General features: G+C 58.2%; 26 protein-coding genes. 12 read left to right on the forward strand and 14 right to left on the reverse strand.

Features of this window, described 5'->3' with window-relative positions; all coding sequences use genetic code 11:
• Positions 1 to 31 precede the first annotated feature (31 nt).
• Genes BFV97_RS10650 through BFV97_RS10660 form a run of 3 tightly spaced genes read right to left on the reverse strand, consistent with a single transcriptional unit; the run spans position 32 to position 3,988 of the window.
• Positions 32 to 2,248 (reverse strand): RNA degradosome polyphosphate kinase, encoded by a 2,217-nt coding sequence (locus BFV97_RS10650; protein WP_069300351.1) that lies wholly within the window; start codon positions 2,246 to 2,248, stop codon positions 32 to 34.
• Entirely contained in the window at positions 2,248 to 2,922 is a 675-nt protein-coding gene (locus BFV97_RS10655; protein ID WP_069300352.1) for a P-loop NTPase family protein, read from the reverse strand. The genes BFV97_RS10650 and BFV97_RS10655 overlap by 1 nt, the downstream gene beginning before the upstream one ends.
• The gene (locus BFV97_RS10660; protein ID WP_069300353.1) at positions 2,915 to 3,988 is read right to left on the reverse strand and encodes an AI-2E family transporter; all 1,074 of its coding nucleotides are present in this window, start codon (positions 3,986 to 3,988) and stop codon (positions 2,915 to 2,917) included. Before BFV97_RS10660 ends, BFV97_RS10655 begins: the two co-directional genes overlap by 8 nt.
• A gap of 129 nt (positions 3,989 to 4,117) precedes the next feature.
• Here BFV97_RS10660 and BFV97_RS10665 point away from each other — a divergent pair, with 129 nt between their 5' ends.
• A complete protein-coding gene (locus BFV97_RS10665; RefSeq protein ID WP_069300354.1) occupies positions 4,118 to 4,465 on the forward strand; it encodes a Lin0512 family protein in 348 nt (115 codons plus the stop codon).
• Complete coding sequence (locus tag BFV97_RS10670; protein WP_069300355.1) at positions 4,462 to 4,851, forward strand: Lin0512 family protein; 390 nt, start codon at positions 4,462 to 4,464, stop codon at positions 4,849 to 4,851. The genes BFV97_RS10665 and BFV97_RS10670 overlap by 4 nt, the downstream gene beginning before the upstream one ends.
• Positions 4,852 to 4,914: 63 nt before the next feature.
• Here BFV97_RS10670 and BFV97_RS10675 read toward each other — a convergent pair whose 3' ends face one another.
• Positions 4,915 to 5,679: an NAD kinase gene (locus tag BFV97_RS10675; protein WP_069300356.1), complete on the reverse strand. Its 765-nt coding sequence runs from the start codon at positions 5,677 to 5,679 to the stop codon at positions 4,915 to 4,917.
• A 274-nt stretch (positions 5,680 to 5,953) separates the two neighbouring features.
• On the opposite strand from BFV97_RS10675, the gene glyA reads away from it, so the two are divergent.
• On the forward strand, positions 5,954 to 7,246 hold the full coding sequence (gene glyA / locus BFV97_RS10680; RefSeq protein WP_069300357.1) for a serine hydroxymethyltransferase: 1,293 nt from the start codon (positions 5,954 to 5,956) through the stop codon (positions 7,244 to 7,246).
• 80 nt (positions 7,247 to 7,326) lie between these two features.
• On the opposite strand, the gene BFV97_RS10685 is transcribed toward glyA, so the two are convergent.
• Positions 7,327 to 8,406 (reverse strand): NAD(P)/FAD-dependent oxidoreductase, encoded by a 1,080-nt coding sequence (locus BFV97_RS10685; protein WP_069300358.1) that lies wholly within the window; start codon positions 8,404 to 8,406, stop codon positions 7,327 to 7,329.
• A 111-nt stretch (positions 8,407 to 8,517) separates the two neighbouring features.
• On the opposite strand from BFV97_RS10685, the gene BFV97_RS10690 reads away from it, so the two are divergent.
• From BFV97_RS10690 to BFV97_RS10705, 4 genes are all read left to right on the forward strand, one after another.
• Positions 8,518 to 8,862 carry a MerR family transcriptional regulator gene (locus tag BFV97_RS10690; RefSeq protein WP_069300359.1) on the forward strand — a complete coding sequence of 115 codons (345 nt, stop codon included), beginning with the start codon at positions 8,518 to 8,520 and terminating at the stop codon, positions 8,860 to 8,862.
• Positions 8,863 to 9,033: 171 nt separating this feature from the next.
• Positions 9,034 to 9,960: an adenylate/guanylate cyclase domain-containing protein gene (locus tag BFV97_RS10695; protein WP_069300360.1), complete on the forward strand. Its 927-nt coding sequence runs from the start codon at positions 9,034 to 9,036 to the stop codon at positions 9,958 to 9,960.
• A 37-nt stretch (positions 9,961 to 9,997) separates the two neighbouring features.
• Positions 9,998 to 11,281, forward strand: coding sequence for a M16 family metallopeptidase (locus tag BFV97_RS10700; protein ID WP_069300361.1), 1,284 nt, complete (start codon positions 9,998 to 10,000; stop codon positions 11,279 to 11,281).
• Between the two features lies 1 nt (position 11,282).
• Positions 11,283 to 12,626, forward strand: coding sequence for an insulinase family protein (locus tag BFV97_RS10705; protein ID WP_069300362.1), 1,344 nt, complete (start codon positions 11,283 to 11,285; stop codon positions 12,624 to 12,626).
• 11 nt (positions 12,627 to 12,637) lie between these two features.
• Here the strand turns inward: BFV97_RS10705 and BFV97_RS10710 are convergent, their stop codons facing one another.
• Positions 12,638 to 13,216, reverse strand: coding sequence for a TetR/AcrR family transcriptional regulator (locus BFV97_RS10710; protein WP_069300363.1), 579 nt, complete (start codon positions 13,214 to 13,216; stop codon positions 12,638 to 12,640).
• A gap of 156 nt (positions 13,217 to 13,372) precedes the next feature.
• On the opposite strand from BFV97_RS10710, the gene BFV97_RS10715 reads away from it, so the two are divergent.
• Both BFV97_RS10715 and BFV97_RS10720 read left to right on the forward strand, forming a co-directional pair.
• Complete coding sequence (locus BFV97_RS10715) at positions 13,373 to 13,639, forward strand: hypothetical protein (protein WP_069300364.1); 267 nt, start codon at positions 13,373 to 13,375, stop codon at positions 13,637 to 13,639.
• Positions 13,640 to 13,736: 97 nt separating this feature from the next.
• A complete protein-coding gene (locus BFV97_RS10720; protein ID WP_069300365.1) occupies positions 13,737 to 15,023 on the forward strand; it encodes a homoserine dehydrogenase in 1,287 nt (428 codons plus the stop codon).
• A gap of 158 nt (positions 15,024 to 15,181) precedes the next feature.
• Here the strand turns inward: BFV97_RS10720 and BFV97_RS10725 are convergent, their stop codons facing one another.
• From BFV97_RS10725 to BFV97_RS10750, 6 genes are all read right to left on the reverse strand, one after another.
• A complete protein-coding gene (locus BFV97_RS10725) occupies positions 15,182 to 15,742 on the reverse strand; it encodes a F0F1 ATP synthase subunit B (RefSeq protein ID WP_069300366.1) in 561 nt (186 codons plus the stop codon).
• Positions 15,743 to 15,747: 5 nt separating this feature from the next.
• A complete protein-coding gene (locus tag BFV97_RS10730; protein WP_069300367.1) occupies positions 15,748 to 16,278 on the reverse strand; it encodes a F0F1 ATP synthase subunit B' in 531 nt (176 codons plus the stop codon).
• A gap of 75 nt (positions 16,279 to 16,353) precedes the next feature.
• Entirely contained in the window at positions 16,354 to 16,590 is a 237-nt protein-coding gene (locus tag BFV97_RS10735; RefSeq protein ID WP_069300419.1) for a F0F1 ATP synthase subunit C, read from the reverse strand.
• Positions 16,591 to 16,642: 52 nt separating this feature from the next.
• A complete protein-coding gene (locus BFV97_RS10740; protein ID WP_281200951.1) occupies positions 16,643 to 17,404 on the reverse strand; it encodes a F0F1 ATP synthase subunit A in 762 nt (253 codons plus the stop codon).
• Positions 17,405 to 17,447: 43 nt separating this feature from the next.
• Positions 17,448 to 17,762, reverse strand: a complete 315-nt coding sequence (locus tag BFV97_RS10745) for an AtpZ/AtpI family protein (RefSeq protein WP_069300368.1) — start codon at positions 17,760 to 17,762, stop codon at positions 17,448 to 17,450.
• Positions 17,763 to 17,973: 211 nt separating this feature from the next.
• Positions 17,974 to 18,864: a LysR substrate-binding domain-containing protein gene (locus tag BFV97_RS10750; protein ID WP_069300369.1), complete on the reverse strand. Its 891-nt coding sequence runs from the start codon at positions 18,862 to 18,864 to the stop codon at positions 17,974 to 17,976.
• A 113-nt stretch (positions 18,865 to 18,977) separates the two neighbouring features.
• Between BFV97_RS10750 and BFV97_RS10755 the strand changes: the two genes are divergently transcribed.
• On the forward strand, positions 18,978 to 19,241 hold the full coding sequence (locus tag BFV97_RS10755; protein ID WP_069300370.1) for a DUF1127 domain-containing protein: 264 nt from the start codon (positions 18,978 to 18,980) through the stop codon (positions 19,239 to 19,241).
• 81 nt (positions 19,242 to 19,322) lie between these two features.
• Here the strand turns inward: BFV97_RS10755 and BFV97_RS10760 are convergent, their stop codons facing one another.
• Entirely contained in the window at positions 19,323 to 20,123 is an 801-nt protein-coding gene (locus BFV97_RS10760; RefSeq protein ID WP_069300371.1) for a TIGR03084 family metal-binding protein, read from the reverse strand.
• Between the two features lie 99 nt (positions 20,124 to 20,222).
• Positions 20,223 to 20,660, reverse strand: coding sequence for an acyl-CoA thioesterase (locus BFV97_RS10765; protein WP_069300372.1), 438 nt, complete (start codon positions 20,658 to 20,660; stop codon positions 20,223 to 20,225).
• A gap of 217 nt (positions 20,661 to 20,877) precedes the next feature.
• Here BFV97_RS10765 and BFV97_RS10770 point away from each other — a divergent pair, with 217 nt between their 5' ends.
• Complete coding sequence (locus BFV97_RS10770) at positions 20,878 to 21,342, forward strand: MaoC family dehydratase (protein WP_069300373.1); 465 nt, start codon at positions 20,878 to 20,880, stop codon at positions 21,340 to 21,342.
• Between the two features lie 116 nt (positions 21,343 to 21,458).
• Complete coding sequence (locus BFV97_RS10775; RefSeq protein WP_069300374.1) at positions 21,459 to 21,893, forward strand: DUF1810 domain-containing protein; 435 nt, start codon at positions 21,459 to 21,461, stop codon at positions 21,891 to 21,893.
• Positions 21,894 to 21,896: the final 3 nt, after the last annotated feature.

A 21,896-nucleotide genomic window follows, 5' to 3' on the forward strand; every position in this document is an offset into this window, starting at 1 on the left:
GATTGAACCCTGTTCCTGTCGTCTGACAGGATCAGGCATCATCGCTGTGCATCAATTCCGGCACATCCTTTGCCCCGACCGAACCACGCCCAGACAGAGAGGGATTCTCCATAAAGAAGCGGTGGCAGTTAAAGCGTTTGTCGCCGTCTTCGTCGGGTTCGCGCAGATAGCTGCCATCAGGTTGCAGCACCCAAGAATTTGCCCGATCCGCCATATTCGCCGCCATGATCTGACTCATGATCTGGGCATGGACGGTCTTGTTGGTAATCTCCACCAGCGATTCCACGCGGTGGTTCAGATTGCGCCCCATCCAATCCGCCGAGGACATGAAAACCCGCGCCTTTTTATCGGGCAGCCCGTGTCCGTTGCCAAAACAAACGATCCGCGAATGTTCCAGAAACCGCCCCACGATGGATTTGACCCGTACGTTTTCGGACAATCCCTTTATACCGGGGCGCAAACCGCAGATGCCGCGCACCACAAGGTCGATTTTCACGCCAGCCTGACTGGCCGTGTAAAGCGCGTCAATCACATCCCCGTCGATCAGCGCGTTCATCTTGGCCCAGATCACCCCCGGCTTGCCGTCTTTGACCGCTTCCACCTCATTGTGGATCATGGCCAGAAGATCCCGCTTCAAAAACATCGGAGAGACCGAAAGCTGTTGCAAGCCTTCGGGTTCTACATAGCCGGAGATGAAGTTGAACACTTTGGTCGCATCATGGCCAAGCTGTTTGTTGCAGGTGAAAAACGACAGATCGGTGTAAAACCGCGCGGTGATCGGGTGATAGTTTCCGGTGCCAAAATGGGTATAGGTGACAAGCTCCGCCCCCTCGCGCCGCACCACAGTTGAAAGCTTCGCATGGGTCTTGAGGTCCAGAAATCCGTAAACCACATGGGCCCCTGCCCGTTCCAGCCTGCGGGACTGGCGAATGTTGGCGGCCTCGTCAAACCGGGCCTTCAACTCTACCAGTGCTGTGACGGATTTGCCTTCCTCGGCCGCTTCGCAAAGCGCCTCTACGATAGAGCTTTCGTTAGAGGTCCGGTAAAGTGTCTGCTTGATCGCCACCACAGCCGGATCACGGGCCGCCTGTCGCAAAAAGTCCACCACGATGTCAAAGGTTTCGTAAGGGTGATGCAGCAGCATGTCCTTTTGGCGGATTGCGGCAAAAATATCCCCTTCAAAATCCTGCACCCGTTCGGGCACGCGGGGTTTGAACTCCGGCCATTGCAAATCCTTGCGTGTGTCCAGAATAAGCGCCCCGAGATCGGACACCCCAAGCAGCCCGTCCACTTCGATGGCCTGTTCGGACGTCAGGCCCAGCGCACCAAAAATCACGGTCCGCAGCGCGGCGGGCGCACCGGCTGAAATGGTCATGCGGATCACTTCGCCGCGACGCCGCCGTTTCAGGGCTATTTCAAACTCGCGCAGCAGATCTTCGGCTTCGTCTTCCAGTTCCAGATCACTGTCGCGCAGCAGCCGGAAGGCGCAATGTCCTTCCACGGTGTAGCCGGGGAACAACTGGTCGATGAACTTCAGCAGAACCTCTTCGAGCATAATCAGGCGCTGGGTGCCGCCCGGACCGTCGGGCAAGGGAATGAACCGTTGCACCTGCGCGGGAATGGGCAGAAGCGATTGCAGCACCCGCTTGTCCTTCTTGCGCTTGAGTTGCAGCGCCAGTGTCAGGCCGGTGTTCGGGATAAAGGGAAACGGATGCGCCGGATCAATCGCCAGTGGCGTCAGGATCGGAAAAATCTGGTCCACAAACACCTGTTTGAGATAATCCTGATCCCTGTCGTCCAGTTCAGTGCGCACCAGAATGTCGATGCCGACTTTCTCCATCTCGGCAATCAGTGTGACCCAGACTTCCTGCTGGATGTGCATCAGATGGCGGGCTTCCGCGTCGATCTGCACCAGTTGCTCTTTGGGGGTGCGCCCGTCCAGCGCCGGTGTCTCGATGCCGTTACGTTCCAGCTCGCGCAGACCAGCCACGCGCACGGAATAGAACTCGTCCAGATTGGTCCCCGAGATCGACAGCATCCGCACCCGCTCCAGCAGGGGTAAACGGGGGTTCTGTGCCTCTTCCAGCACGCGCCAGTTGAATTGCAGCCAGCTTAGCTCGCGGTTGAAAAAGCGGTCGGTACTGCCCTTGTCCAGCAACGGCAGATCAAGCGGTTCGGGCGCAGGGTTGCGCAGGAAATCCGCTTGCACCCTGCGTTCGGCAGGTTGATCGGGCAGGTTGCCATCCATCACGGTTTCTCCTCAAGGCGGCGCAGTGTCTCTGTCACCATACGGGGCCCAACGGGCCGCTTTCGTTGCAGGGACAGGCGGTCCAACTCACCAACGAGTGCGCGGATACCCGCAAAAGACCGCTCTGCACGGCGCAGGATCATGTCCACGACGCCCGGTTCCATCAAAAGCTGACGATCCGCACAGAGTTTCAGCAGCACCGCCGCCAGTAACGTGTCATCCGGCGCGCCAAGTTGCACAAGCTGGCTGCCCTCGATCCGGCTGGCCAGATCAGGCAGGGTAATTCCCCAACTGCGCGGCACCCCGCGCCCCGTCATCAGCAGCGGATGCCCGCCCTGCGCCATCAGATTGTGCAGATGGAACAGCGCGGCCTCTTGCGTGCTGTCCCCCGCAATTGCATGCAGGTTCTCAACACACAGCGGTCCGCGTGCCAGTGCGGCCGCGTCCCCGACCTTGCGCGCCTGCACCACAGTCGCACCGGCAATATCCGCCCAGATCCGCGCCAGATGGGACTTTCCGGCACCTTCCGGTCCGCTCAGCACCAGCTTTCCCAAAGGCCACTGTCGCCAGTCCTCAATCGCTGCAACCGCCAGACTGTTGGCCGAAGAGGTAAAGAAATCATCCCGCCCGAAGGCTGTGACCACAGGCAGGTCAAAGACCAGTTGTTCAGCCATCCACCGGCTCCTCTTCGGCAATGCCTTTGTAAAGCCGCCCGTCCAGATACTGACCGACCCCGAAGCGGAAAAACACGCCAAGACACGCCGCCACCGGAACCGCGATCAACATGCCGGTAAAACCCATGAAAGACCCGAAAGCCGAGAGTGCGAACATCAGCCAGACCGGATGCAACCCGACAGAGCGCCCCACCAGTTTGGGCGTCAGAAAGTTGCCCTCAATCATCTGGCCAGCCACAAAAATCGCCAGAACCGCCCCGATCCAGATTGGCGTGTCCCAGAACTGGAACAGCGCCAGCCCGATGGACAGCGCCCCGCCAATGATCGACCCCACATAAGGAATAAACGTCAGCAAGCCTGCGATCAGCCCGACCACGATGCCAAATTGCAAACCGACCGCCATCAACGCGACCGCGTAAAACGTGCCTAGGATGGCGCAAACCGTAAGTTGCCCGCGCACAAATCCCGCCAGCACATTGTCCACTTGCCGCGCCAGATAGCGCACGGTTTCCAGATGGTCGCGGGGCACCCAACTGTCGATGGTGGCAACCATCCGGTCCCAGTCCAGCAGCATGTAAAACGCCACCACCGGCGCCACCACGACAAAAATCGCGACATCGACAATGGTGAACGCAGATGCCAGCACAGCATTGGCCAGTTCCCCGCCCTTGGAGCGGATGAACTCTACCAGCGTGCCAAGCCCCTGCCGCACGGCGGACGTTTCATCAAAAAACTCCGGAAAGCGGGTGGATATAAAGTCCTGAAGCTTGCTGACATATTCCGGCAGGGCCGTCACAAACGCGGCCGTCTGCTTTACCAGCAACGGGCCGAGCACGATGACCAGCAACAGAATCACCAGAATCGCCATCAGCGTGATCAATGTGGTCGCCAGTGCGCGCGAAGCCCCTGCCCGCTCCAGCCGGTCGGCCACGGGATCAAGGAAATACGCGATGGTCATTCCGGTAATAAACGGCAGCAGGACATTGCCCAGTAACCACATGGCCACCAGAACCAGCACCAGTCCGATCCCCCAGTACCGCACCTGCTCATTTGCACTTAACGCCATGTAAGCTCCACCAAATTCCGAAGTCTGTTCTAGCCCAAGACTGTAACAATAACAATTCACCCGCCACAGGTCTTGCGCAAGGGTCCATACACAGGATAGCCCTTATAAGGAACAATCAAAGGCCCTGTTATGCCCAAAACCCGTGTTGCTCTTGAAATCGGCCATGGTACATCGCTGCGCCGTGCCGATTATACCGCTGCCGCCCGCCGTGCGATTCAAAATGCGCTCTGGCGCAATTCCCTGACCGTGGCCCCGGCCTTTGGTTTTCCCAAGGAAGCGATGATCGTGGATGTGGATATTGCCGTGCAAAAACCGGAACAGGTGGACACCGACGCGCTGGGCGAGATGTTCCCCTACGGACAAATCGCCATCACTGCCTCCCACGGCGGTCTTGATATTGCCAAGCCGGATGACGCAGGGATCACCGTGATCGCCAATGCCGCCATAGTGGTTTCTTTTGATATGGAGCGGGCATGACACAGACCACCCCAACACCTGACGCCCGCATCATACTTGAAACAGGTATCGGCACAGACCTTTACGGCGAGGACTACACCAAAGCCGCCATCCGCGCAGTGAATGACGCAATCCGCCATTCCTCGCTGACGATGTTCTCCGAATTAGGACTGGACCATCGCGACATGACAGTTGCGGTCACGATTGGCGTGCAGGAACCGGACCGGCTCGACACCGATCAGGTTGCCGCAGAACTGCCCCGCGGCAAAGCGAAAGTCACTGCCGTGAAAGGCGGGCAAAACATCCCCTCAGCAGACGGCAGCACCGCCAGCGTCATCGCAACTGCCGCGATTGAGGCCTATTATCCGGTCAATCCGGCCGACTGGAAACTCTCAAAGGAAAGCTGACCCCCGGCTCTTTTTGGTTCAAATATCCAGCCGCGCAAAGCGCGTTTGAAAATTCGGCCAACCCTAAACGAACTGTTCGCGGATCAGACGTTCTTCCAGCCCGTGCCCCGGATCAAACAGCAAACGATGGGTGATCTCGGGGGCGATGGCGATTTCCACCCATTCCACTTCCCGCGCCTCATTGCCGTCCGCCACTGCCTGCACAGGACGCTTTTCCATCTCCAGCACTTCAAACCGCACTTTTGCTTTCATAGGCAGCAACGCCCCGCGCCAGCGGCGGGGGCGGAAGGCGGCCATAGCTGTCAGGGCAAGGATTTCCGCACCAATTGGCAAAATCGGACCGTGGGCCGAATAATTATAGGCCGTTGATCCCGCAGGCGTCGCCAGCAGCGCACCGTCGCAGACCAGTTCGGGCAGCCGTTCCTTGCCGTCCACCAGAATCCGCAGCTTGGCGGCTTGGGGCCCGTGGCGCAGCAGGGACACCTCGTTGATCGCCAGCGCCTCGATCTCGCTGCCATCCACGCAATGGGCCCGCATCCGCAAGGGATGGATCACCGCCTCTTCCGCTTCGGCCAGCCGGTCGGTCAGACCCTCGGGCGCAAACGTATTCATCAAAAAGCCGACCGTTCCGCGATTCATCCCGTAAACCGGCGCGCGCAGCCCTTGGGTCTGGTGCAGCACCGACAGCATAAACCCGTCCCCGCCCAGCGCCACGATCAGATCCGCCTGCACCGGCGGTACATCGCCGTAACGCTTTACCAGAACGGCGCGTGCCTCTTGTGCGGTCTCTACCTGACTGGCCAGAAAACATATTTTCTTATACTGCATCCAAAGCGCCCCGCTTGGTCTTTCATTGGTCGTCCGGACAGTTTCACCGCCCCTAGGGTCCGGCGCAAGGGAAAACCCCTGCCTGCCGCAGTGTAATTCACACGCAGAAAAGGCGAAAAACGACTATTCCGCGACAGTTTGCGCCTTTTCATTTGACACAATTCCCCGTACCTGCGTCCGCAATTGGCAGTCACACGTCGCATATGGATCAGCCAGCCTGCAGCGCGTGGACTACCCGTACCGCATCGGCAAGACCAACAAAGGATCATCCCCTATGACAACCGTCCGCGACGCTGGATTTTTCACTGAATCCCTTTCCACCCGTGATCCCGAACTGTTCGGCTCCATCACAGACGAGCTGGGCCGCCAACGGGACGAGATCGAACTGATCGCTTCCGAAAACATCGTTTCCAAAGCGGTGATGGAAGCGCAAGGCTCGGTGATGACAAACAAATACGCCGAGGGCTATCCCGGACGCCGCTATTACGGCGGGTGCCAGTTTGTGGACGTGGCAGAGAACCTTGCCATTGATCGCGCCAAACAACTGTTCGGCTGCGACTTTGCCAATGTGCAACCCAATTCCGGCAGTCAGGCCAATCAGGGCGTGTTTCAGGCGCTGCTGACACCGGGCGACACAATTCTTGGCATGTCCCTTGATGCAGGCGGCCACCTGACACACGGCGCCAAGCCGAACCAATCCGGCAAATGGTTCAACGCCATTCAATACGGCGTGCGCAAGCAGGACAATCTGCTGGACTACGATCAGGTGCAATCCCTTGCGGATGAACACAAGCCCAAGATGATCATCGCTGGTGGTTCTGCCATTCCGCGTCAGATCGACTTTGCCAGAATGCGCGAGATTGCGGACAGCGTTGGCGCCTATCTTTTGGTGGACATGGCCCATTTCGCCGGTCTGGTTGCGGGCGGCGAGCATCCCTCCCCCTTCCCCCACGCGCATGTAGCTACGACAACGACCCATAAAACCCTGCGTGGCCCGCGCGGTGGTATGATTCTGACCAATGACGAGACGATCGCGAAAAAGGTCAACTCTGCCATCTTCCCCGGCATTCAGGGTGGACCGCTGATGCATGTCATCGCCGGTAAAGCCGCCGCCTTCGGTGAGGCCCTGCGCCCCGAGTTCAAAAGCTATCAAAAACAAGTCGTCGCCAATGCCAAAGCGCTGGCGGACCAGTTGATGAAGGGCGGTCTCAACATCGTCACGGGCGGCACTGACACCCATGTGATGCTGGTAGACCTGCGCCCCAAAGGCGTGACTGGCAACATCACCGACAAGGCGCTGGGCCGTGCCCATATCACCACCAACAAAAACGGCATCCCGTTTGATCCTGAAAAGCCGACAGTGACCTCCGGCATCCGCCTTGGCACACCTGCCGGCACCACCCGTGGTTTTGGCGAGGCTGAATTCCGCGAGATCGGGGATATGATCATCGAAGTCGTGGACGGTCTGGCCGCCAACGGCGAAGACGGCAATGCAGAGGTCGAGGCCGCTGTACGCGCCAAAGTCGCCGATCTGTGCAAACGCTTCCCGCTTTACGAAGACCTTTAAGGTTTCATCGCCCTGAGCGCGATACCTGCATGTCAAAGCCGCCCCTTTATCGGGGGCGGCTTTTTTCTTGTGATGCCGGATTATCCGCGCCCCAGCATCTTGTTGTATTTCGACAGGAACAAATCCTTCCCTTTCATCGCGCGGGTCAGGACATTACCTGCCGTAAAAAGAATCAGATAGGAATTGCCCTTCTGCGGGCCAAGCGGCACCAGAAACGGTGCTTTGTCCCAAGGCTTGTAAGGCGGCACATTTTCCACAGCCGTCCCACCCATCAGGGCCACCAAAGTCTTTTCCAGCCAGGGGGCCTGTCTGCTGGCGCCGACCACTGTCATGGCATCTCCGGTTTCGGCAACGTCACCGGCGGCAAACACATTTGGCAACTCTGACGGGCGAAGCCAGGCATCTGTCTTGATGCGGCCGCCGCCCCCTTTGACGACACCCGGAAGGGTTTCTGATAGTTCCGTTGAAGGACGCGACCCGATCACTGGAAAGATCAAATCGGCCGTGATCTGCTGTCCGTTGCTAAGCGCAAGCGTTCCGGAATAGGGTTCACTGGTGCTTTCAAGGTTTTCAACCCGCACGCCAAAGATGGTTTTCACCCCTGCTTTTGACAGCTTGGCGGCAAGTCCGCCCGCCAGTTTCTGCGGCATAGACGGGAACAGCGTTGCTTCATCAGAAATTAGTGTCACATCTTTTTGCGGCATGAAATGGGCAATCTCTCCGGCCAGTTCGGTGCCAACCGCCCCTGCCCCCACAATCGCGATCGTTTGCGCAGCGCCGAGCCTGTCGTGAACCCGCGCATTGTCCGTTCTAAAGGCGTCGATACTATCGGAGTTCGGCTTGAACGGCACCGCATTGGAAGAGCCGGTCGCGATCACGATATAATCCGCAGGCACCTCCTGCCCGTTCTCCAGCGTGACGCCATCCCCGCTGATATGGATTGCCCGCGACCGGATCACCCGACCGTTCTGCAAAAGCCTGTCATAGGGAATCAGAGCCTGATCCAGAAGCTGTGGATTGACGACCGCGCGGATCAATGCCGGTGTATGGGCAAAATGGCTGCGCGGTTCTATCAGTGTCACATCGGCTTTGCTGTCCAGCCCCTTAGCCAGTTGCACGCCAAGATAGCCGCCACCGACGATAACAATACGTTGAGACATTCTGCGATTCCCGATACGTGTTTTTGTTGCACTCTTGCCTCTTTAAGAGCACAGTTGAAAACGTAAAACAATGGACAATGATCCACGGTTTGATGTTAGCGGAGATAAACGATGCGTATAGGCGAACTCGCTGAAAAAACCGGTGTGAGCCGGGACACCATCCGGTTTTACGAACGCAACGGACTGATTTCGTCCTCCGTCAGCGACAGCACCACAAACAATTACCGCGACTACAAAGACGATTGTGTGGTGAAACTGAAGTTCTTTGCCGGAGCAAGAGAAGCCGGCATGTCCATTGCCGACCTTCGTTCGATCATGGACTCCACCGCCGACAGTTGTGATCCGGAGGTTGGCCGGCGGGTGATTCAAAGCAAGATTACCGAACTGAAGGAACGGGCCGGCCAGATCGAAAACGTGATCCGGTTTCTTGAAAACGTTAAAAACGGGTCGGGCTGAGCCGTTTCTATCGGGCTTTTCCGCTTCGCAATGCGATCTCTTTTGAACTGACGCTCGGGCGGTTTCGGTCTTGCCGGCCTGCGTCTTGCACGCGGCTGCGGATTTCCCTATCGTTCTGGGTATTCAGATTGGCGCTGCCGCTTGGTTGCACATTGATCCAAGGACTTTTTTATGTCTGACGCCCAGTTCGAAGTGATTGTTGCTGTTGTCTGTGCCGATATTTCCGGCAGCACAGCCCTGTATGATCAGGTCGGCAATCTGGAGGCCCGCACCCAGATCGACAGTTGCCTGCACATTCTCAGGGATGTGATCAGCGAACACGGCGGCGAGTTTATCCATTCCCGCGGGGATGATGTGCTGTGCATCTTTGAAGACCCGAACAACGCGCTCCAGACGATGCAGGACATGCTGGCGCGCACGCGGGAGGGGGCTCTTTCCGTGCATATCGGGCTGGACTTTGGCCCGGCCATTCGCACGCGCGACGATGTATTCGGGGATTGCGTCAATGTAGCGGCCCGTCTGGGCAGTCTTGCCAACCCGAGGGAATCCCTGTGCAGCCGCGCCTTTTTCAAAGCCATCAAACCGGGCGGGCGCGATGCGTTGCACTATTTCGACAGCCGCAAATTGCGTGGCAAGGCCCGCGCGGAAAACATCTACCGCTATGCGGATGTAACCGTAGACAGCAATACACAAGTGTCCTTCGGCGCTGCCCCGAATACGGATCTGCCCCGCGCAAAGAGCGGCGGCACAAAGGAACTTTCGGCGCTGATCGCCTTTGACGGCACGGTGGCGGAATGTACCCAAGCGCGTGAAGTCACCATCGGGCGGGCCGAGGGCTGTGATCTGGTTTTGCCGCGCCAATGGGTATCCCGGCGCCATATCATCATTGAAATGCGCAAGGATCACGCCTACCTACGGGATGTCAGCTCTAACGGGACTTATGTTTGTCTGCCCGGTCAGGACCCGATCCTGCTGCGCCGCGAAACTATGGCGTTGCCGGGTAAATGCACATTGTCACCGACCAAACACCCCGAGGCAGAGGATGCCCTTTCCGTGACTTGCCAATTGCACCATATGGCCCAGCTTAAACCGGCATAGGCACCTTCCGCCCTTTATCCCAGCAAAGGACGTTTCATTGCTCCGTTCTATCGTCTTCCTGTTCCTGACGCTCCTGCCCGTTTCCGTCACCGCCCAAGAGGTCATCCCCCTGAAAAACACCGGCGGGTTGCACAGCGCCTATGTGGTGCCGCGTAATGATTTCAACCGTGTGGATGTGCAGGTTCTAGTGCTGTCAGGCAGTTATGACGACGATCAAGTTGCCGGAACCGCGCATTTTCTGGAACATCTCGCCGCGTTTTCTGCCGATACCTATGTGCTGCGCCAGCCCCGCGAACGGGATCTGTTTGCAAAGACTTCGGCGGTGGCGACGATCTACACCAATTCGGGGCATCCTGCGGAAATCGACCGGCTGATGAAACTGTCCCGCGCCTTGCTCGACACGCCCAAACTGCCCGAAGAGTTCCTGCAAAGTGAAAAGAAGATTGTCGAGCGGGAAACCTACCTGAGAGAGCGCCAGTACCCGACCCGCTGGCTGCGGCGCAAGGCTTTGCAGAACCTTTACGGCTCCACCCGCGGGCGGGCCAATGACATTATCGCAGATGTGCCCAAGCTGAGCCTCGAAGCCGCGCTCGACTTTCACGCACAACATTATGTGCCCTCTAATGTCATGCTGATTATATCGGGGAACATCCCGCCCGAACTGGCGGCACAAAAGGTAGGCGAATATTTCGGGGATACCCAAGCCTCCGAACCGCCGGAAAAATGGTGGCTGGACGAAAAACCGCAACCCGGTCTGCGCAAGATCGAACGGCTGTCGTCCAACCGGCTGTATGATGACACGCTGGTCTACACCAAATTCGTCGAATACCCTGTGGAAGACACCAGCATCGACCTGCAAGGGGAGTTCTTTATCGCTGTCTCCATCTTTGAAAGCCGTATCCGCAAGGCGTTGATTTTCGACAGTTTCGATTTCCAGTCCATCAACACCAATTTCTTTCTGGCCAAGAACGGCGATATGGAAATGGTTTCGTTTCTGGTGCCCATGCCCGGCGTGTCCTTTGACACTGCGCTAGAGATTTTCGAGACCAAAATCGCCGGATTGCTCGACACCCCGCCAAGTGCGCAGGAAATTGAAACCGCCCGAAAGCGCAATGCGGCCCATGCCAGTTCTGCGGCACGCCGACCCGATGATTTTCTGGCATTTTTGGAGAACGTCGGCTCGGACGGGTTGCCGCCGATTTCCCCCGGCTCCTATGCCAGCCTGATCGAGGACACCACAGACGCCGAAGTTCTGGAGTTTCTGGAAAACCTGATTGCCCCCGCCCCGATGTCCGCCATTTTCGCAACAAAGGAAGACTAAGATGATTTTACGCTTCCTGAGCCTTTGTGCCGTGACCCTATTGTTGCCGCTTATGGCCCGTGCCGAACTAATCGCAGCGTCCGGCGATCCTAAAATTGCGCAGCTCAATCCGATGCGCAACGGCCTGTCTGCCATCACCTTTGTCTGGGAAATGCCCGATCTCGCCATGAACCGTGTGCTCTCGCTGAACGCGGGGCTGGCCACGGCGATCAGCGCAGGAACCGCCGATCTTACCCCGTTTGAGGCGGAAACCTACCGCGAAGTGAACGGCATTTCGCTGGGGGTCTCCACTCAGGATTCCGACATTCTGCTGACACTGACCGCCCCCCACGCGGTCTTTGCGGACGCATTGGACCATCTGAACGCGCTGCTGGTCAATCCGGCGTTTTCCAAGGATTGGTACAAGCGCCAGACCCTGCTGCTGACCCCCGTCAAAGCGACCAAGAACCGGCGACCCGACCATGTGATCAACGTGCTGGCAGATTACCTGCGCTTTCCTGTTACGGATGATGGTGTTGATACTTCGGATGCGGAATATGCCTTTGGCATGCCGCGCCAGATCATCCTACGCACCACAGAGCGCGACCCCGCCCCCCTGATCCAGAGCGCCATCAACGGTCTGCCCCTGCGCAACGCACCGGTTGCGCCGACCCACAAACCGGACCAGCCGGTGGCCCTGCCAAAGGGCGTTATCTTTGCGCCCGATCCGGACGGAGAGGAAACCCTGATCCTTGCGGTGCACCACAGTATTTTTGACGATGCAGAGCAGCAAATCACCGCCAACCTGCTTCTCGACTATATGGGCGCCTATCAGGGCTCCGAGATGTTCCGCATCATCCGGCAGGAAATGCGCGCCGCCTATGATCCTGCATCCGATTTCCTGCAGATCGCCCGCAATCAGGCCCTTCTCGCGCTAAGCGCAACAGTCTCGACACAGGACTGGCCGGCTGTGCTGGACACTATCCGCAACATCTATGAAACCACCCGCGCGGGCGAGGTCAGCGCACAGGGGCTCGCCAACAACCACAGACGCCTGCGCAGCGGTTTTGAGTACAGGTTCGCCACCAATCCGTCATGGACCGCCATGCAGTTTCTGTTTGAATATCCCGATGGCACCACCTCAGAGATACAGATTCCCCTGTTTACAGCCCTCGTCCAAGCCAGACTGGAAACCCTCGCCGCAGCGGGCAAGGACAGCCTGCCGCCGTTTTCCGATTATCTGATCGTGTTGATCGGCGGCACCCAACCGCCAAGCGTGCAGATGCAACAGGATGGGTACTGCGAACTGCCCCTGTCAGAACCGCTGCGCTATTGTCTGGACCAGCTCGGCGCCGCGCCGCAATAGCTTCGCGGGCCTTATACCCCCACAACCCGCCGCACCATTGCGACATAGCTCTGGACCACGGCTTCGCGGTCCAGACGACCGCCCTCGCGGTACCAAGTGTTAACGCCGGTCAGCATGGCCAGCACAGCAAGGGTTGTCAGCTTGGGATCGCCCAGCCCCTCACCGCCGCAGGCCAGCAGAATATCTTCGAGCACCCGTTCGTATTCCGCCCGCATGGCTTCGATCTGTGCAAAATTCTCCGGCGTGAGGTTGCGCAGTTCCATGTAAGAGATGAACACCGCATCCGCGCGGTCCAGATGGTGCAGGATGTGAAAACGCACGAAACTGTCCAACCGCGCCAGCGGTTCTGCGCCGGCGTCTACCTCTGCCCAAGTGGTAAGAAGCTCCTCCATATGCACCTGCATCAGCTCAAACAGTAGGCTCTGTTTGTCCGGCGTATAGCGGTACAGCGCCCCCGCCTGCACGCCCACTTCGGCAGCGATCTGGCGCATGGACACAGCCGCAAACCCGTGCTGCGCAAACAGCCGTAGCGCTGCAGCCCGCACCAGTGGTCCGGTCTTTTGTGAACTGGAGCCGGATGTCCGCGCCATTTGCCTGTCCCTGCCTTTGCTGCCAGATTGCTGTTTCCTTCCCAAAAGAAATGAACGCCCGTTTAATTGCAAGCCCAAAGGAGACCGCCGCGCACCATTGCCCTGCCCGCAGGTTTTCCATAAACTCCGCCCAGCACAAAAGCGGAGCTTTCCTTGATGCGCCTGATCCTTCTTCTGACCACCGCGCTGGCACTGGCGGCCTGTTCGATCAAATCGAACCGGCCCGACTACCAGTACCCCGAAGGGTCCGATGCCACAGGAGCCGACTGGCCCGAACTGGCCGTGACCTCGGAACTGGCCGCCGCAGGAGCCAGCGTCAGCCGCGCCGCGCAGGACAATCAGCAAGCCACAGAAAGGCTTGCTGCCCGTGCCCGTGCCCTGCGCACCCGCGCGGCCCGTCTGCAACGGGAAGCAGCCAATTGACCCCTGCCCGTGGCCGGATCGGATTGCACCCTTTCCCCCCTTGGGATAACAGAGGGCGAAACCCGAAGTATTCACCCGTTTTTCAAAGGTAGATCCCATGTCCACCACACTCCGTCTCGGCATTGCCGGACTTGGAACCGTTGGTTCCGGCGTCATCAAGATTGTTCAGCAGAATACGGCCCTTCTGACGGCACGCTCGGGCTGCACAATCGAAGTGGCAGCGGTCAGCGCCCGCTCCCGCGGGAAAGACCGTGGCGTGGACCTGTCGGCCTATGACTGGGAAGACGATCCAACCAAACTGGCGCAGCGGGACGATGTGGATGTCTACGTCGAACTGATGGGCGGCGAAGACGGCCCAGCGAAAGCCTCGGTAGAGGCCGCGTTGGCCGCAGGCAAACACGTTGTCACCGCCAATAAGGCACTGTTGGCCCACCACGGCCACGCCCTTGCAACGGCGGCGGAAGAAAACGGCCTGAACCTGCGGTTCGAGGCGGCGGTTGCCGGTGGCATTCCGGTAATCAAGGCCCTGACAGAAGGACTGGCAGGGAACAAGATCAATCGGATCATGGGGGTGATGAACGGCACCTGTAACTATATCCTGACGCGAATGGAAAATGCCGGCCTGCCCTATGAGGACGTGTTCGAGGAAGCCAACCAGCTTGGCTATCTCGAAGCGGACCCGAACCTAGATGTGGGCGGCATTGATGCGGCCCATAAACTGGTGCTGCTGTCCTCTATCGCCTATGGCACGCAGGTGGATTTCCCTTCCGCACAACTGCAAGGCATCGGAGAAATTTCCATCGACGACATTCGCGCGGCCAGTGATATGGGCTACCGGATCAAACTGCTCGGCCTTAGCCAGATGACCGCCAACGGGCTGGAGCAAACCATGCAGCCCTGTCTCGTGCCTTACAATTCACCGCTGGGCCAGCTTGAAGGCGGCACCAATATGATCGTGATCGAAGGCGACAGCGTTGGCCAGATCGTCATGCGTGGCGCCGGTGCCGGTGAAGGCCCTACGGCCAGCGCGGTGATGGGAGACGTGATGGACATAGCGCGGGGCCTTACCCTGCCGGTCTTTGGCATTCCTGCGGCACAACTGGTGGACACACCTTCGGCCCAGTCCCAAGCGCCTTCAGCCTATTACATTCGCACCAGCCTGCGGGATGCGCCGGGTGTATTGGCCAACATTGCCCGCGCACTGGGCGATGCCAATGTCTCTATCGACCGTCTGCGCCAGCAGAACCACGAGGGCGACAGCGCCCCTGTCCTGATCGTGACGCACCCCTGCAAACCATCCGATGTAGAGGCCGCCCTTGAGGGCATCCGCGCCACAGGCGAGGCCACAAGCGAGCCGATCGCCCTGAAAATCGTTGAAGTCTGAAGACGCACAAACAGCCGGATCCTGACGGGTCCGGCCTCCATTTTCTTCAAATATCCAAAGAAAAAACCCCGCAGCTTTCACTGCGGGGTCTTTTTATGTCTGTGTGCCAAAGGCAGAACCCGTATACGCGCCCTGCCCGACCGTCGGGCCTGTGCAGCTTAGTGCAGCTTTTCGCCCACGTCCTGAATGGACGCGTCGATCAGCGCGCCTGCGTCTTTTGCAGACATGCCTTTTGCAATCACATCGCTGGCCGCAGCAACCGCAACAGCGATTGCCTGATCCCGCACATCCTTGATCGCAGCAGCTTGGGCAGATGCGATCTGGTCCTCGGCCCCTTGCAGACGACGGGCGATAGAGACGCGGATGTCCTCTTTCGCTTGCTCGGCTGCGCGGCTGGCTTCGGCTTTGGCGGTTTCAACAATGTGGTCAGCCTGTTCGGACACTTCCTGTTGCTTGCGCTCGTAAGTGGCCAGAATGCTCTGGGCTTCTTCACGCAGGGCACGGGCTTCGTCCAGTTCGGCCTGAATGTCAGTCGCCCGTTTGTCCAGCAGACCGGCCACTTTTGCAGGCACCTTCAAATAGACCAGAACCGCGATGAAGATCACAAATGCGATTGCGACCACAAAGTCGGTGTTGGCCAGGCTGAAGAATGGACCACTGGCGGCAAAAGCCGGAGCGGACGACAATGCGAGGGCTGCGAGGGTGTTGAGAATTTTCATAGTCTTCACCCTTTCAACCGTGCAGAGACAGCCGCCTGAACCGCAGCTTTATCCGCTGCTGCCGGCATGATTTTGGCAACGATGGCTTCTGCTGTGTCATTCGCAACTTCTTCGATGGCGCTCATCGCGGAATCGCGAATCTCTTTGATTGCAGTTTCGGACTCTGCTGATTTCGCAGCAATTTCCGCATCTGCCTTCGCCATTGCCACATCCACATCTTTCTGGATCTCGGCACGGGTCGCATCGACGATAGCCTGCGCTTCGGCACGGGCATCCACCAGCGCTTTGTTATACGCAGCCTCTGCCTCGACAGCTTTGGCTTTCATTTGCTCGGCCTTGTCCAGATCGCTCTGGATGGCGCCATGCCGTTCCGCAAGAACCGAAGCGATACGCGGAAGCGCAACGCGGCTCATGACGAAATAGATAACGACCAGAGTAACCAGCAACCAGAAGATCTGGTTCGGAAAAGTCGAGAAGTCCAGCTGCGGCATACCCTGGGCATGCTCGGTTGCAGCTCCGTTTGTTTCAGTTGCCATGGCAACCTCCGTTCAGCTTAAGAACCAAAGGGCGGGCCGAATGGCCCAACCCTTACGTACTTCGGTTCGGTTGGCTTAAACGGCAAACATCAGCAGCAGCGCAACGAGGAACGAGAAGATCCCCAGAGCTTCGGCAAACGCGATACCAATGAACATGGTCGCTGTTTGGCCAGCAGCCGCAGCAGGGTTACGCAGAGCGCCGGACAGGTAGTTGCCAACAACGTTGCCCACACCGATGGCTGCGCCACCCATGCCAACACTTGCCAAGCCTGCGCCAAGGAATGCACCCATTTGTGCCAGATCGCCTTCGATTGCCATTTTTTTTCTCCTTAAGATTCTAATGACGTAGATAGTTTACTCGGACTTAGTGCGACGGATGCAGAGCATCTTTGAGGTATACACAAGTCAGAATGGTGAACACGTAAGCCTGAATACAGACCACGAGCGTTTCCAGCGCATAGATCGCAACGATCGCGCCAATTGCAGCAGGGGAGATGAAGGTCACAACAGCGAACCCTGCAAAAACTTTGATAACAGCGTGTCCCGCCATCATGTTCCCAGCCAGACGAATGGAGTGGCTGACCGGACGCACGAAGTAAGAGATTACCTCGATCAGTGCGAGGATCGGGCGCAGCGCCAGAGGGGCCGCAGACACCCAGAACAGGGACAAAAAGGCGGTGCCGTTTTTCACGAAGCCCAGAACCGTAACAGCGACAAACACGATCAAGGCGAGCGTTGCGGTTACAGCGATATGGCTGGTTGTGGTGAAGGACGCTGGCAGCAGGCCGACGACGTTAGCCACAAGGATAAAGATGAACAGCGAGAAGATGTAAGGGAAGTACTTCAGACCGTCCTTGCCGGTGATGTCTTCAACCATTTTATAGATGAACACATAGATCACTTCGGCAATGGACTGGCTGCGGCTTGGCACGATGGCGCGGCCCCGTGTGCCCAGAACCATCAGGGCGATGGCGCACAGAACCGTAATCCCCAGCCACAAAGTGGCGTTGGTGATTGTGAACATGCCGATGTCACTACCGCCGAACAGCGGCTTGACCAGAAACTGGTCCATTGGATGAATGGCGAGCTCAAGCTCCTGTTCGACTGCATCACTTTCAATTGCCACGGTCTCGTGTCCTCTTATCGGGCGGAACCCTTATGGTCCCGAATTAACTGTCGTGCGTTTCCGCGTTCTTTTTCGTGATCTCTTCGGCGGATCGCATCATAGCGCGCACCCCACCGGCGAAACCCAGCATTGTAAATATGACCAGAAAAACCGGCATCGTATCGAAGGCACGATCCAATCCGTATCCCAGCCCGAAACCCAGCAGCAAACCCACCACCAGTTCCGTAACCATCCGCCATCCGGCTTGCGCCTGGCTAAGGTGATGCTCCTGCGCGGGGGCAGGCTCGATCGCCTTCCTCTTTGCCTGAAGCTTCTCCTCAAGGGCGTTCAACCTGTTGGGGTCAGGGCTGTCTGACATATGCCGAGCCTCCTTCATCCATAGTAAAACGCCGCTTTGGACAGTTGCGCGGAAAATAGCAGGGGTTCACACAGAGTCAACGGGAATAGCATTTACCAAACCATTGATCAGAAACAGTTTTCTAGGATGTCGCAGGGGCGGCGTCGGCGCAAACTGTGGATTCAGCGCCTTTTCGCTTATTCAACGTTTCGGTTGAATGACATATTGTGGCCTAGCGCGTGCGCCACGCTGCGCTTTCGGCAAGCATCCAGTCCCGAAAGACTTTCACCGCCTTGCGCCGCGCTGCCGTGGCATTTGTCAGCAGATAATACCCCCCAGACTGCACCCCCACATCCGAGAGCTTGATCAACCGTCCCGCCTCGACCTCAACCGAAGTCAGTTCCGCCGACATCAGGATCGCCCCCAGCCCTGAAATCGCCGCTTCGATCCCGAGCACCGCATCCAGAGGTGTCGACAGGTTCAGCGGCCGGTCCGGAATAACGCCTGCCGCGCGAAACCACATCGGCCAGAGCAATCCGGTGTGTTCCTGTATCAGATGCTGACGGGCCAGAACCGCCAGATCCAGATTGTCCGGGTCAAGATCGGCAAAACCGGGTTTGGCATATGGGTATACCGGCGCACGGCTGATTTCGTCATAGGCCGAGACATCCACCCCCTCGCTGACATAGCGCAGGGCAATATCACAATCGTGGTTGGCAACATTGGCCAGCCGGTCCGTGACGGTCAGGGTGATCCGCACATCAGGGTGCAGCGCATTAAACCGCCCCATGCGGGGGATCAGCCATTTCTGCGCGATGGAGGGCTCGCAACTCAGGATCACCTGCCCCGCCGGTACATCCGTCAACCCGTCTGTCGCCTCTGCTATCGCGTCAAACGCGGGGCCGATGCGTTCCAGATACCACTGACCGTCCGGCGTCAGTTCCACGCCGCGGGCAACCGCGCGGAACAGCGCCACATCAAGCCGTTTTTCCAATCCGCGCACATGGCGGCTGATGGCGGAATGGGACACGTTCAGCTCTCGCGCTGCACGGGTAAAACTGTTCAGCCGCGCCGCAGATTCAAAGGCACGCAGGGCATTCAGAGGGGGAAGAGTTCGAGCCATAGCGGACACGTGACTTTTTTGCACAGTACCTGTCAAGTAAAGCCGTTTGTGCGATCGGCGTAAAGCCCCCAGATTAGACCCAACGCAACCGTTAAACCCGAAAGGGATCGCACATGGCCCTGATTGAAACACACCCCTCCCGCAAACTTCGCGCCGCCCTGAACCGGAGCACCGACAGCTTGCAGCTTCTGGACACCCTGCCGCTGCTGGGCAGGCTCCGCACCGCGATAGACCGGTCCCGCAATCTCAACCGCTTGCGCCAGATGCCGGACCATCTGCTGCGCGACATCGGACTGGATGACGGCGATATAGAGCAGCTTAAGCCGACACCTTTCATCTCGGATATGGATGATTCCGACAGTCTGCGATTGCGCTGACACAGTTTGTTACAGGTGCAGCCTGCCGGATGATGCGAAATCCGGCAGGCTGCACCCCATCGCCCGGCTTTTAAAACACCATTACTGGCTCTGCCGATAGCGGGTGCCCCTGCGCGGCGGCTTAGACGCACCACCGGCAAAACACTGGGCGGTGGTCATCCATTCCGCAGCGACATCACCGTGGGCGTGCAGGTCCGTATCCTTCCAATGCCGCGTCTGCGTCACCGTCTGCGCAAAGCCGAGCGCCGATCCCGTGATAATATTATCGGGATTTTCCACCCCGAAGGTCCAGACCTCTCCGCTGGGCGCGGTCAGTTTCAGATAAGGCATCACAATCGGCACCGGCTTGCCACGCACCGTAAAGCTCCAGCCAAAAGTGTTCACCCCAAGCACAACAATGTTGCGGATGCGGTCGGTTTCGCCGCGCTCGACCCCCAAAAGATCGAACACTTCATGACCGTGGGCCCAAGTCTCCATCTGTCGCGCAGTGATGCTGGACCGCGCACTCATGCTGGGGCCGGCCCAGCGCACACGGGTTTTAGGATCAGCGGCGGCATAGGCATCGGCCAGCACATCACAGCCCCTGCGCCATGCGTCAAACAGGGCTTTGCCCTTCAAACCGTCCAGCCAAGGATACTGGGCATCGACCATTGACGCGCCCTTGGCCATTCGCGCTGCAATTTTCCCAAAGAACGCATCAAAGGCATCGCCATCGCGCAAGGACAGTTCCGCTGCGTGGTTGAACATGTGCAAATGGCCAAGCACATCATCAATCGTCCAGCCCTTGAACTGGGTGCGTTTGAAAAAATCGTCTTCGGGTAGCGGGGCTAACACCTCTGCGAGCGTGACGCATTCCGTGCGGAAATCTTCTGCCTGTTGCATGGGACTGGCTCCTTGGGATGTCCCCAAATTGCGCCCTGACGCCTGAACTGTCCAGAGCCCTCGCGCCGCTTTTCCAGCGAAAAAAGGGATTGCTTGCGGTTAGCCCGCCATAACCAGCGGGGAAAGCCTGTCGCGCTGATCCGCATTCATCGCAACCGGCTTGTGCCCGTCGGATGTCACATGCACATGCACAAACCGCCCATCTGCGGCAGAGTCTTCCGCGCCTTCGCGGAACAGACCGATCTGCCACACCACAGAAGACCCGCCCAAACGCTCAATCCGCAGTCCGGCCTCTATCATCTCGGGGAACATCAAATCGCCGTGATAGCAACAGCCGGTTTCCGCCACGATGAAAGCGGTCTCCGCACCAAAGCTCAGCAGGCCCTGTTCAATCAGCCAACCGTTCACCGCCGTATCGAACAGCTGATAATGCACTGCATTGTTCATATGGCCGTATAGATCATTGTCATTCCAGCGGGTTTGCACCGGACGGAACAGGGAATATTCGGACCTCAAGCTCGGGGGGATACGCGCCATCTGTTTTCACCTTCGTATTCAAATTCATTACCGCTTACCCGCAGGAACAGGGCCGCAGTTTGCCCCAGTGTCCCTGCATTCGCCGCCCTGTGCAAGCCTCCAGACCCGCAAGAACACTACGTCACGGCGGCTTTGCAACAGCTTGTCTTTACAACGCCTTACAAAGCGGGTTCACTCTGTTCGACTTAAACGGGAGCGGGCCTGGCCCGAAGGATACATGATCGAAAAAGCACTTGAAATCCAGACGTCAAAAATTGGTACGGAAACCGGCGTTTCCGACTGGGTCACAATCGAACAGGACCGGATTGATACCTTTGCCGAAGTGACCGAAGACCCCCAGTGGATCCACACCGATCCCGAACGCGCGGCGAAAGAAACCCCATTCGGCGGCTCTATCGCGCACGGGTTCCTGACCCTGTCGATGGCCTCGAAATTTGCAATCGACACGGCCGAGGATCTGCCGGGTCAGGTGATGGGGATCAACTATGGTCTGAACAAGGTGCGGTTTCTCAACCCTGTCTGCGCCGGAGACCAGATTCGCGGACGGTTTGTGCTGAAATCCGTGACCCAGAAATCCCCGACACAATTGTTGTCGGAAAATACCCTGACCATTGAAATCAAGGGCAAGGACACCCCCGCCCTGATCGCCCAATGGCTCGGCATGGCGGTCTTTGAGGCCTGATCCAAGCTGATACACACCGCCACCGGCCAAACCCCGCCGGTGGCACACCCGTATCATTTGCCTTTCGACGCGATCTTACCTAACCTGCGCCAAGCGTATTCAGACAGGCCGCGCAGATGCCCCCGATAGATCCGACCCAGCAAGACAGTCTCGACCGTTTCCTGACCGCGCAGACGCCGGTCTATGATACGGTGCTGTCCGAATTGCGGGCCGGACGCAAGGAAACCCACTGGATGTGGTTTATATTCCCGCAATTGCGCGGCTTGGGACGCAGCACCACGGCCGATTACTTTGGCCTGAAAGACATTGCCGAGGCCCGTGCCTATCTCGCCCATGAAACGCTTGGCGCACGTCTGCGCCAGTGCAGCGGCATCCTGCTGACCACGGGGGATAAAACCGCCTATCAGGTCTTCGGCTCGCCTGATGATCTGAAGCTCTGTTCCTGCATGACCCTGTTTGCCTCTCTGGCCGAAGACAACTCCCCCTTTGACGAAGTTCTGCGCAAGTATTTCCCCAACCGCCGCCCCGCCCCCGCTGCAACGGGCGAATAAGCG

The organism is Neptunicoccus sediminis, assembly GCF_001719615.1.
GTDB classification, from domain to species: domain Bacteria; phylum Pseudomonadota; class Alphaproteobacteria; order Rhodobacterales; family Rhodobacteraceae; genus Amylibacter; species Amylibacter sediminis.

What these genes read in the sequence shown, in the direction of transcription:
- BFV97_RS10665 (WP_069300354.1), top strand. Translation starts at nt 4,118, where the DNA reads ATGCCCAAAACCCGTGTTGCTCTTGAAATCGGCCATGGTACATCGCTG.
- BFV97_RS10685 (WP_069300358.1), bottom strand. Translation starts at nt 8,406, where the DNA reads ATGTCTCAACGTATTGTTATCGTCGGTGGCGGCTATCTTGGCGTGCAA.
- BFV97_RS10710 (WP_069300363.1), bottom strand. Translation starts at nt 13,216, where the DNA reads ATGGCGCGGACATCCGGCTCCAGTTCACAAAAGACCGGACCACTGGTG.
- BFV97_RS10660 (WP_069300353.1), bottom strand. Translation starts at nt 3,988, where the DNA reads ATGGCGTTAAGTGCAAATGAGCAGGTGCGGTACTGGGGGATCGGACTG.
- BFV97_RS10775 (WP_069300374.1), top strand. Translation starts at nt 21,459, where the DNA reads ATGCCCCCGATAGATCCGACCCAGCAAGACAGTCTCGACCGTTTCCTG.
- BFV97_RS10750 (WP_069300369.1), bottom strand. Translation starts at nt 18,864, where the DNA reads ATGGCTCGAACTCTTCCCCCTCTGAATGCCCTGCGTGCCTTTGAATCT.
- BFV97_RS10770 (WP_069300373.1), top strand. Translation starts at nt 20,878, where the DNA reads ATGATCGAAAAAGCACTTGAAATCCAGACGTCAAAAATTGGTACGGAA.
- BFV97_RS10670 (WP_069300355.1), top strand. Translation starts at nt 4,462, where the DNA reads ATGACACAGACCACCCCAACACCTGACGCCCGCATCATACTTGAAACA.
- BFV97_RS10765 (WP_069300372.1), bottom strand. Translation starts at nt 20,660, where the DNA reads ATGGCGCGTATCCCCCCGAGCTTGAGGTCCGAATATTCCCTGTTCCGT.
- BFV97_RS10675 (WP_069300356.1), bottom strand. Translation starts at nt 5,679, where the DNA reads ATGCAGTATAAGAAAATATGTTTTCTGGCCAGTCAGGTAGAGACCGCA.
- BFV97_RS10745 (WP_069300368.1), bottom strand. Translation starts at nt 17,762, where the DNA reads ATGTCAGACAGCCCTGACCCCAACAGGTTGAACGCCCTTGAGGAGAAG.
- BFV97_RS10650 (WP_069300351.1), bottom strand. Translation starts at nt 2,248, where the DNA reads ATGGATGGCAACCTGCCCGATCAACCTGCCGAACGCAGGGTGCAAGCG.
- BFV97_RS10755 (WP_069300370.1), top strand. Translation starts at nt 18,978, where the DNA reads ATGGCCCTGATTGAAACACACCCCTCCCGCAAACTTCGCGCCGCCCTG.
- BFV97_RS10720 (WP_069300365.1), top strand. Translation starts at nt 13,737, where the DNA reads ATGTCCACCACACTCCGTCTCGGCATTGCCGGACTTGGAACCGTTGGT.
- BFV97_RS10725 (WP_069300366.1), bottom strand. Translation starts at nt 15,742, where the DNA reads ATGAAAATTCTCAACACCCTCGCAGCCCTCGCATTGTCGTCCGCTCCG.
- glyA (WP_069300357.1), top strand. Translation starts at nt 5,954, where the DNA reads ATGACAACCGTCCGCGACGCTGGATTTTTCACTGAATCCCTTTCCACC.
- BFV97_RS10690 (WP_069300359.1), top strand. Translation starts at nt 8,518, where the DNA reads ATGCGTATAGGCGAACTCGCTGAAAAAACCGGTGTGAGCCGGGACACC.
- BFV97_RS10760 (WP_069300371.1), bottom strand. Translation starts at nt 20,123, where the DNA reads ATGCAACAGGCAGAAGATTTCCGCACGGAATGCGTCACGCTCGCAGAG.
- BFV97_RS10655 (WP_069300352.1), bottom strand. Translation starts at nt 2,922, where the DNA reads ATGGCTGAACAACTGGTCTTTGACCTGCCTGTGGTCACAGCCTTCGGG.
- BFV97_RS10705 (WP_069300362.1), top strand. Translation starts at nt 11,283, where the DNA reads ATGATTTTACGCTTCCTGAGCCTTTGTGCCGTGACCCTATTGTTGCCG.
- BFV97_RS10695 (WP_069300360.1), top strand. Translation starts at nt 9,034, where the DNA reads ATGTCTGACGCCCAGTTCGAAGTGATTGTTGCTGTTGTCTGTGCCGAT.
- BFV97_RS10715 (WP_069300364.1), top strand. Translation starts at nt 13,373, where the DNA reads ATGCGCCTGATCCTTCTTCTGACCACCGCGCTGGCACTGGCGGCCTGT.
- BFV97_RS10730 (WP_069300367.1), bottom strand. Translation starts at nt 16,278, where the DNA reads ATGGCAACTGAAACAAACGGAGCTGCAACCGAGCATGCCCAGGGTATG.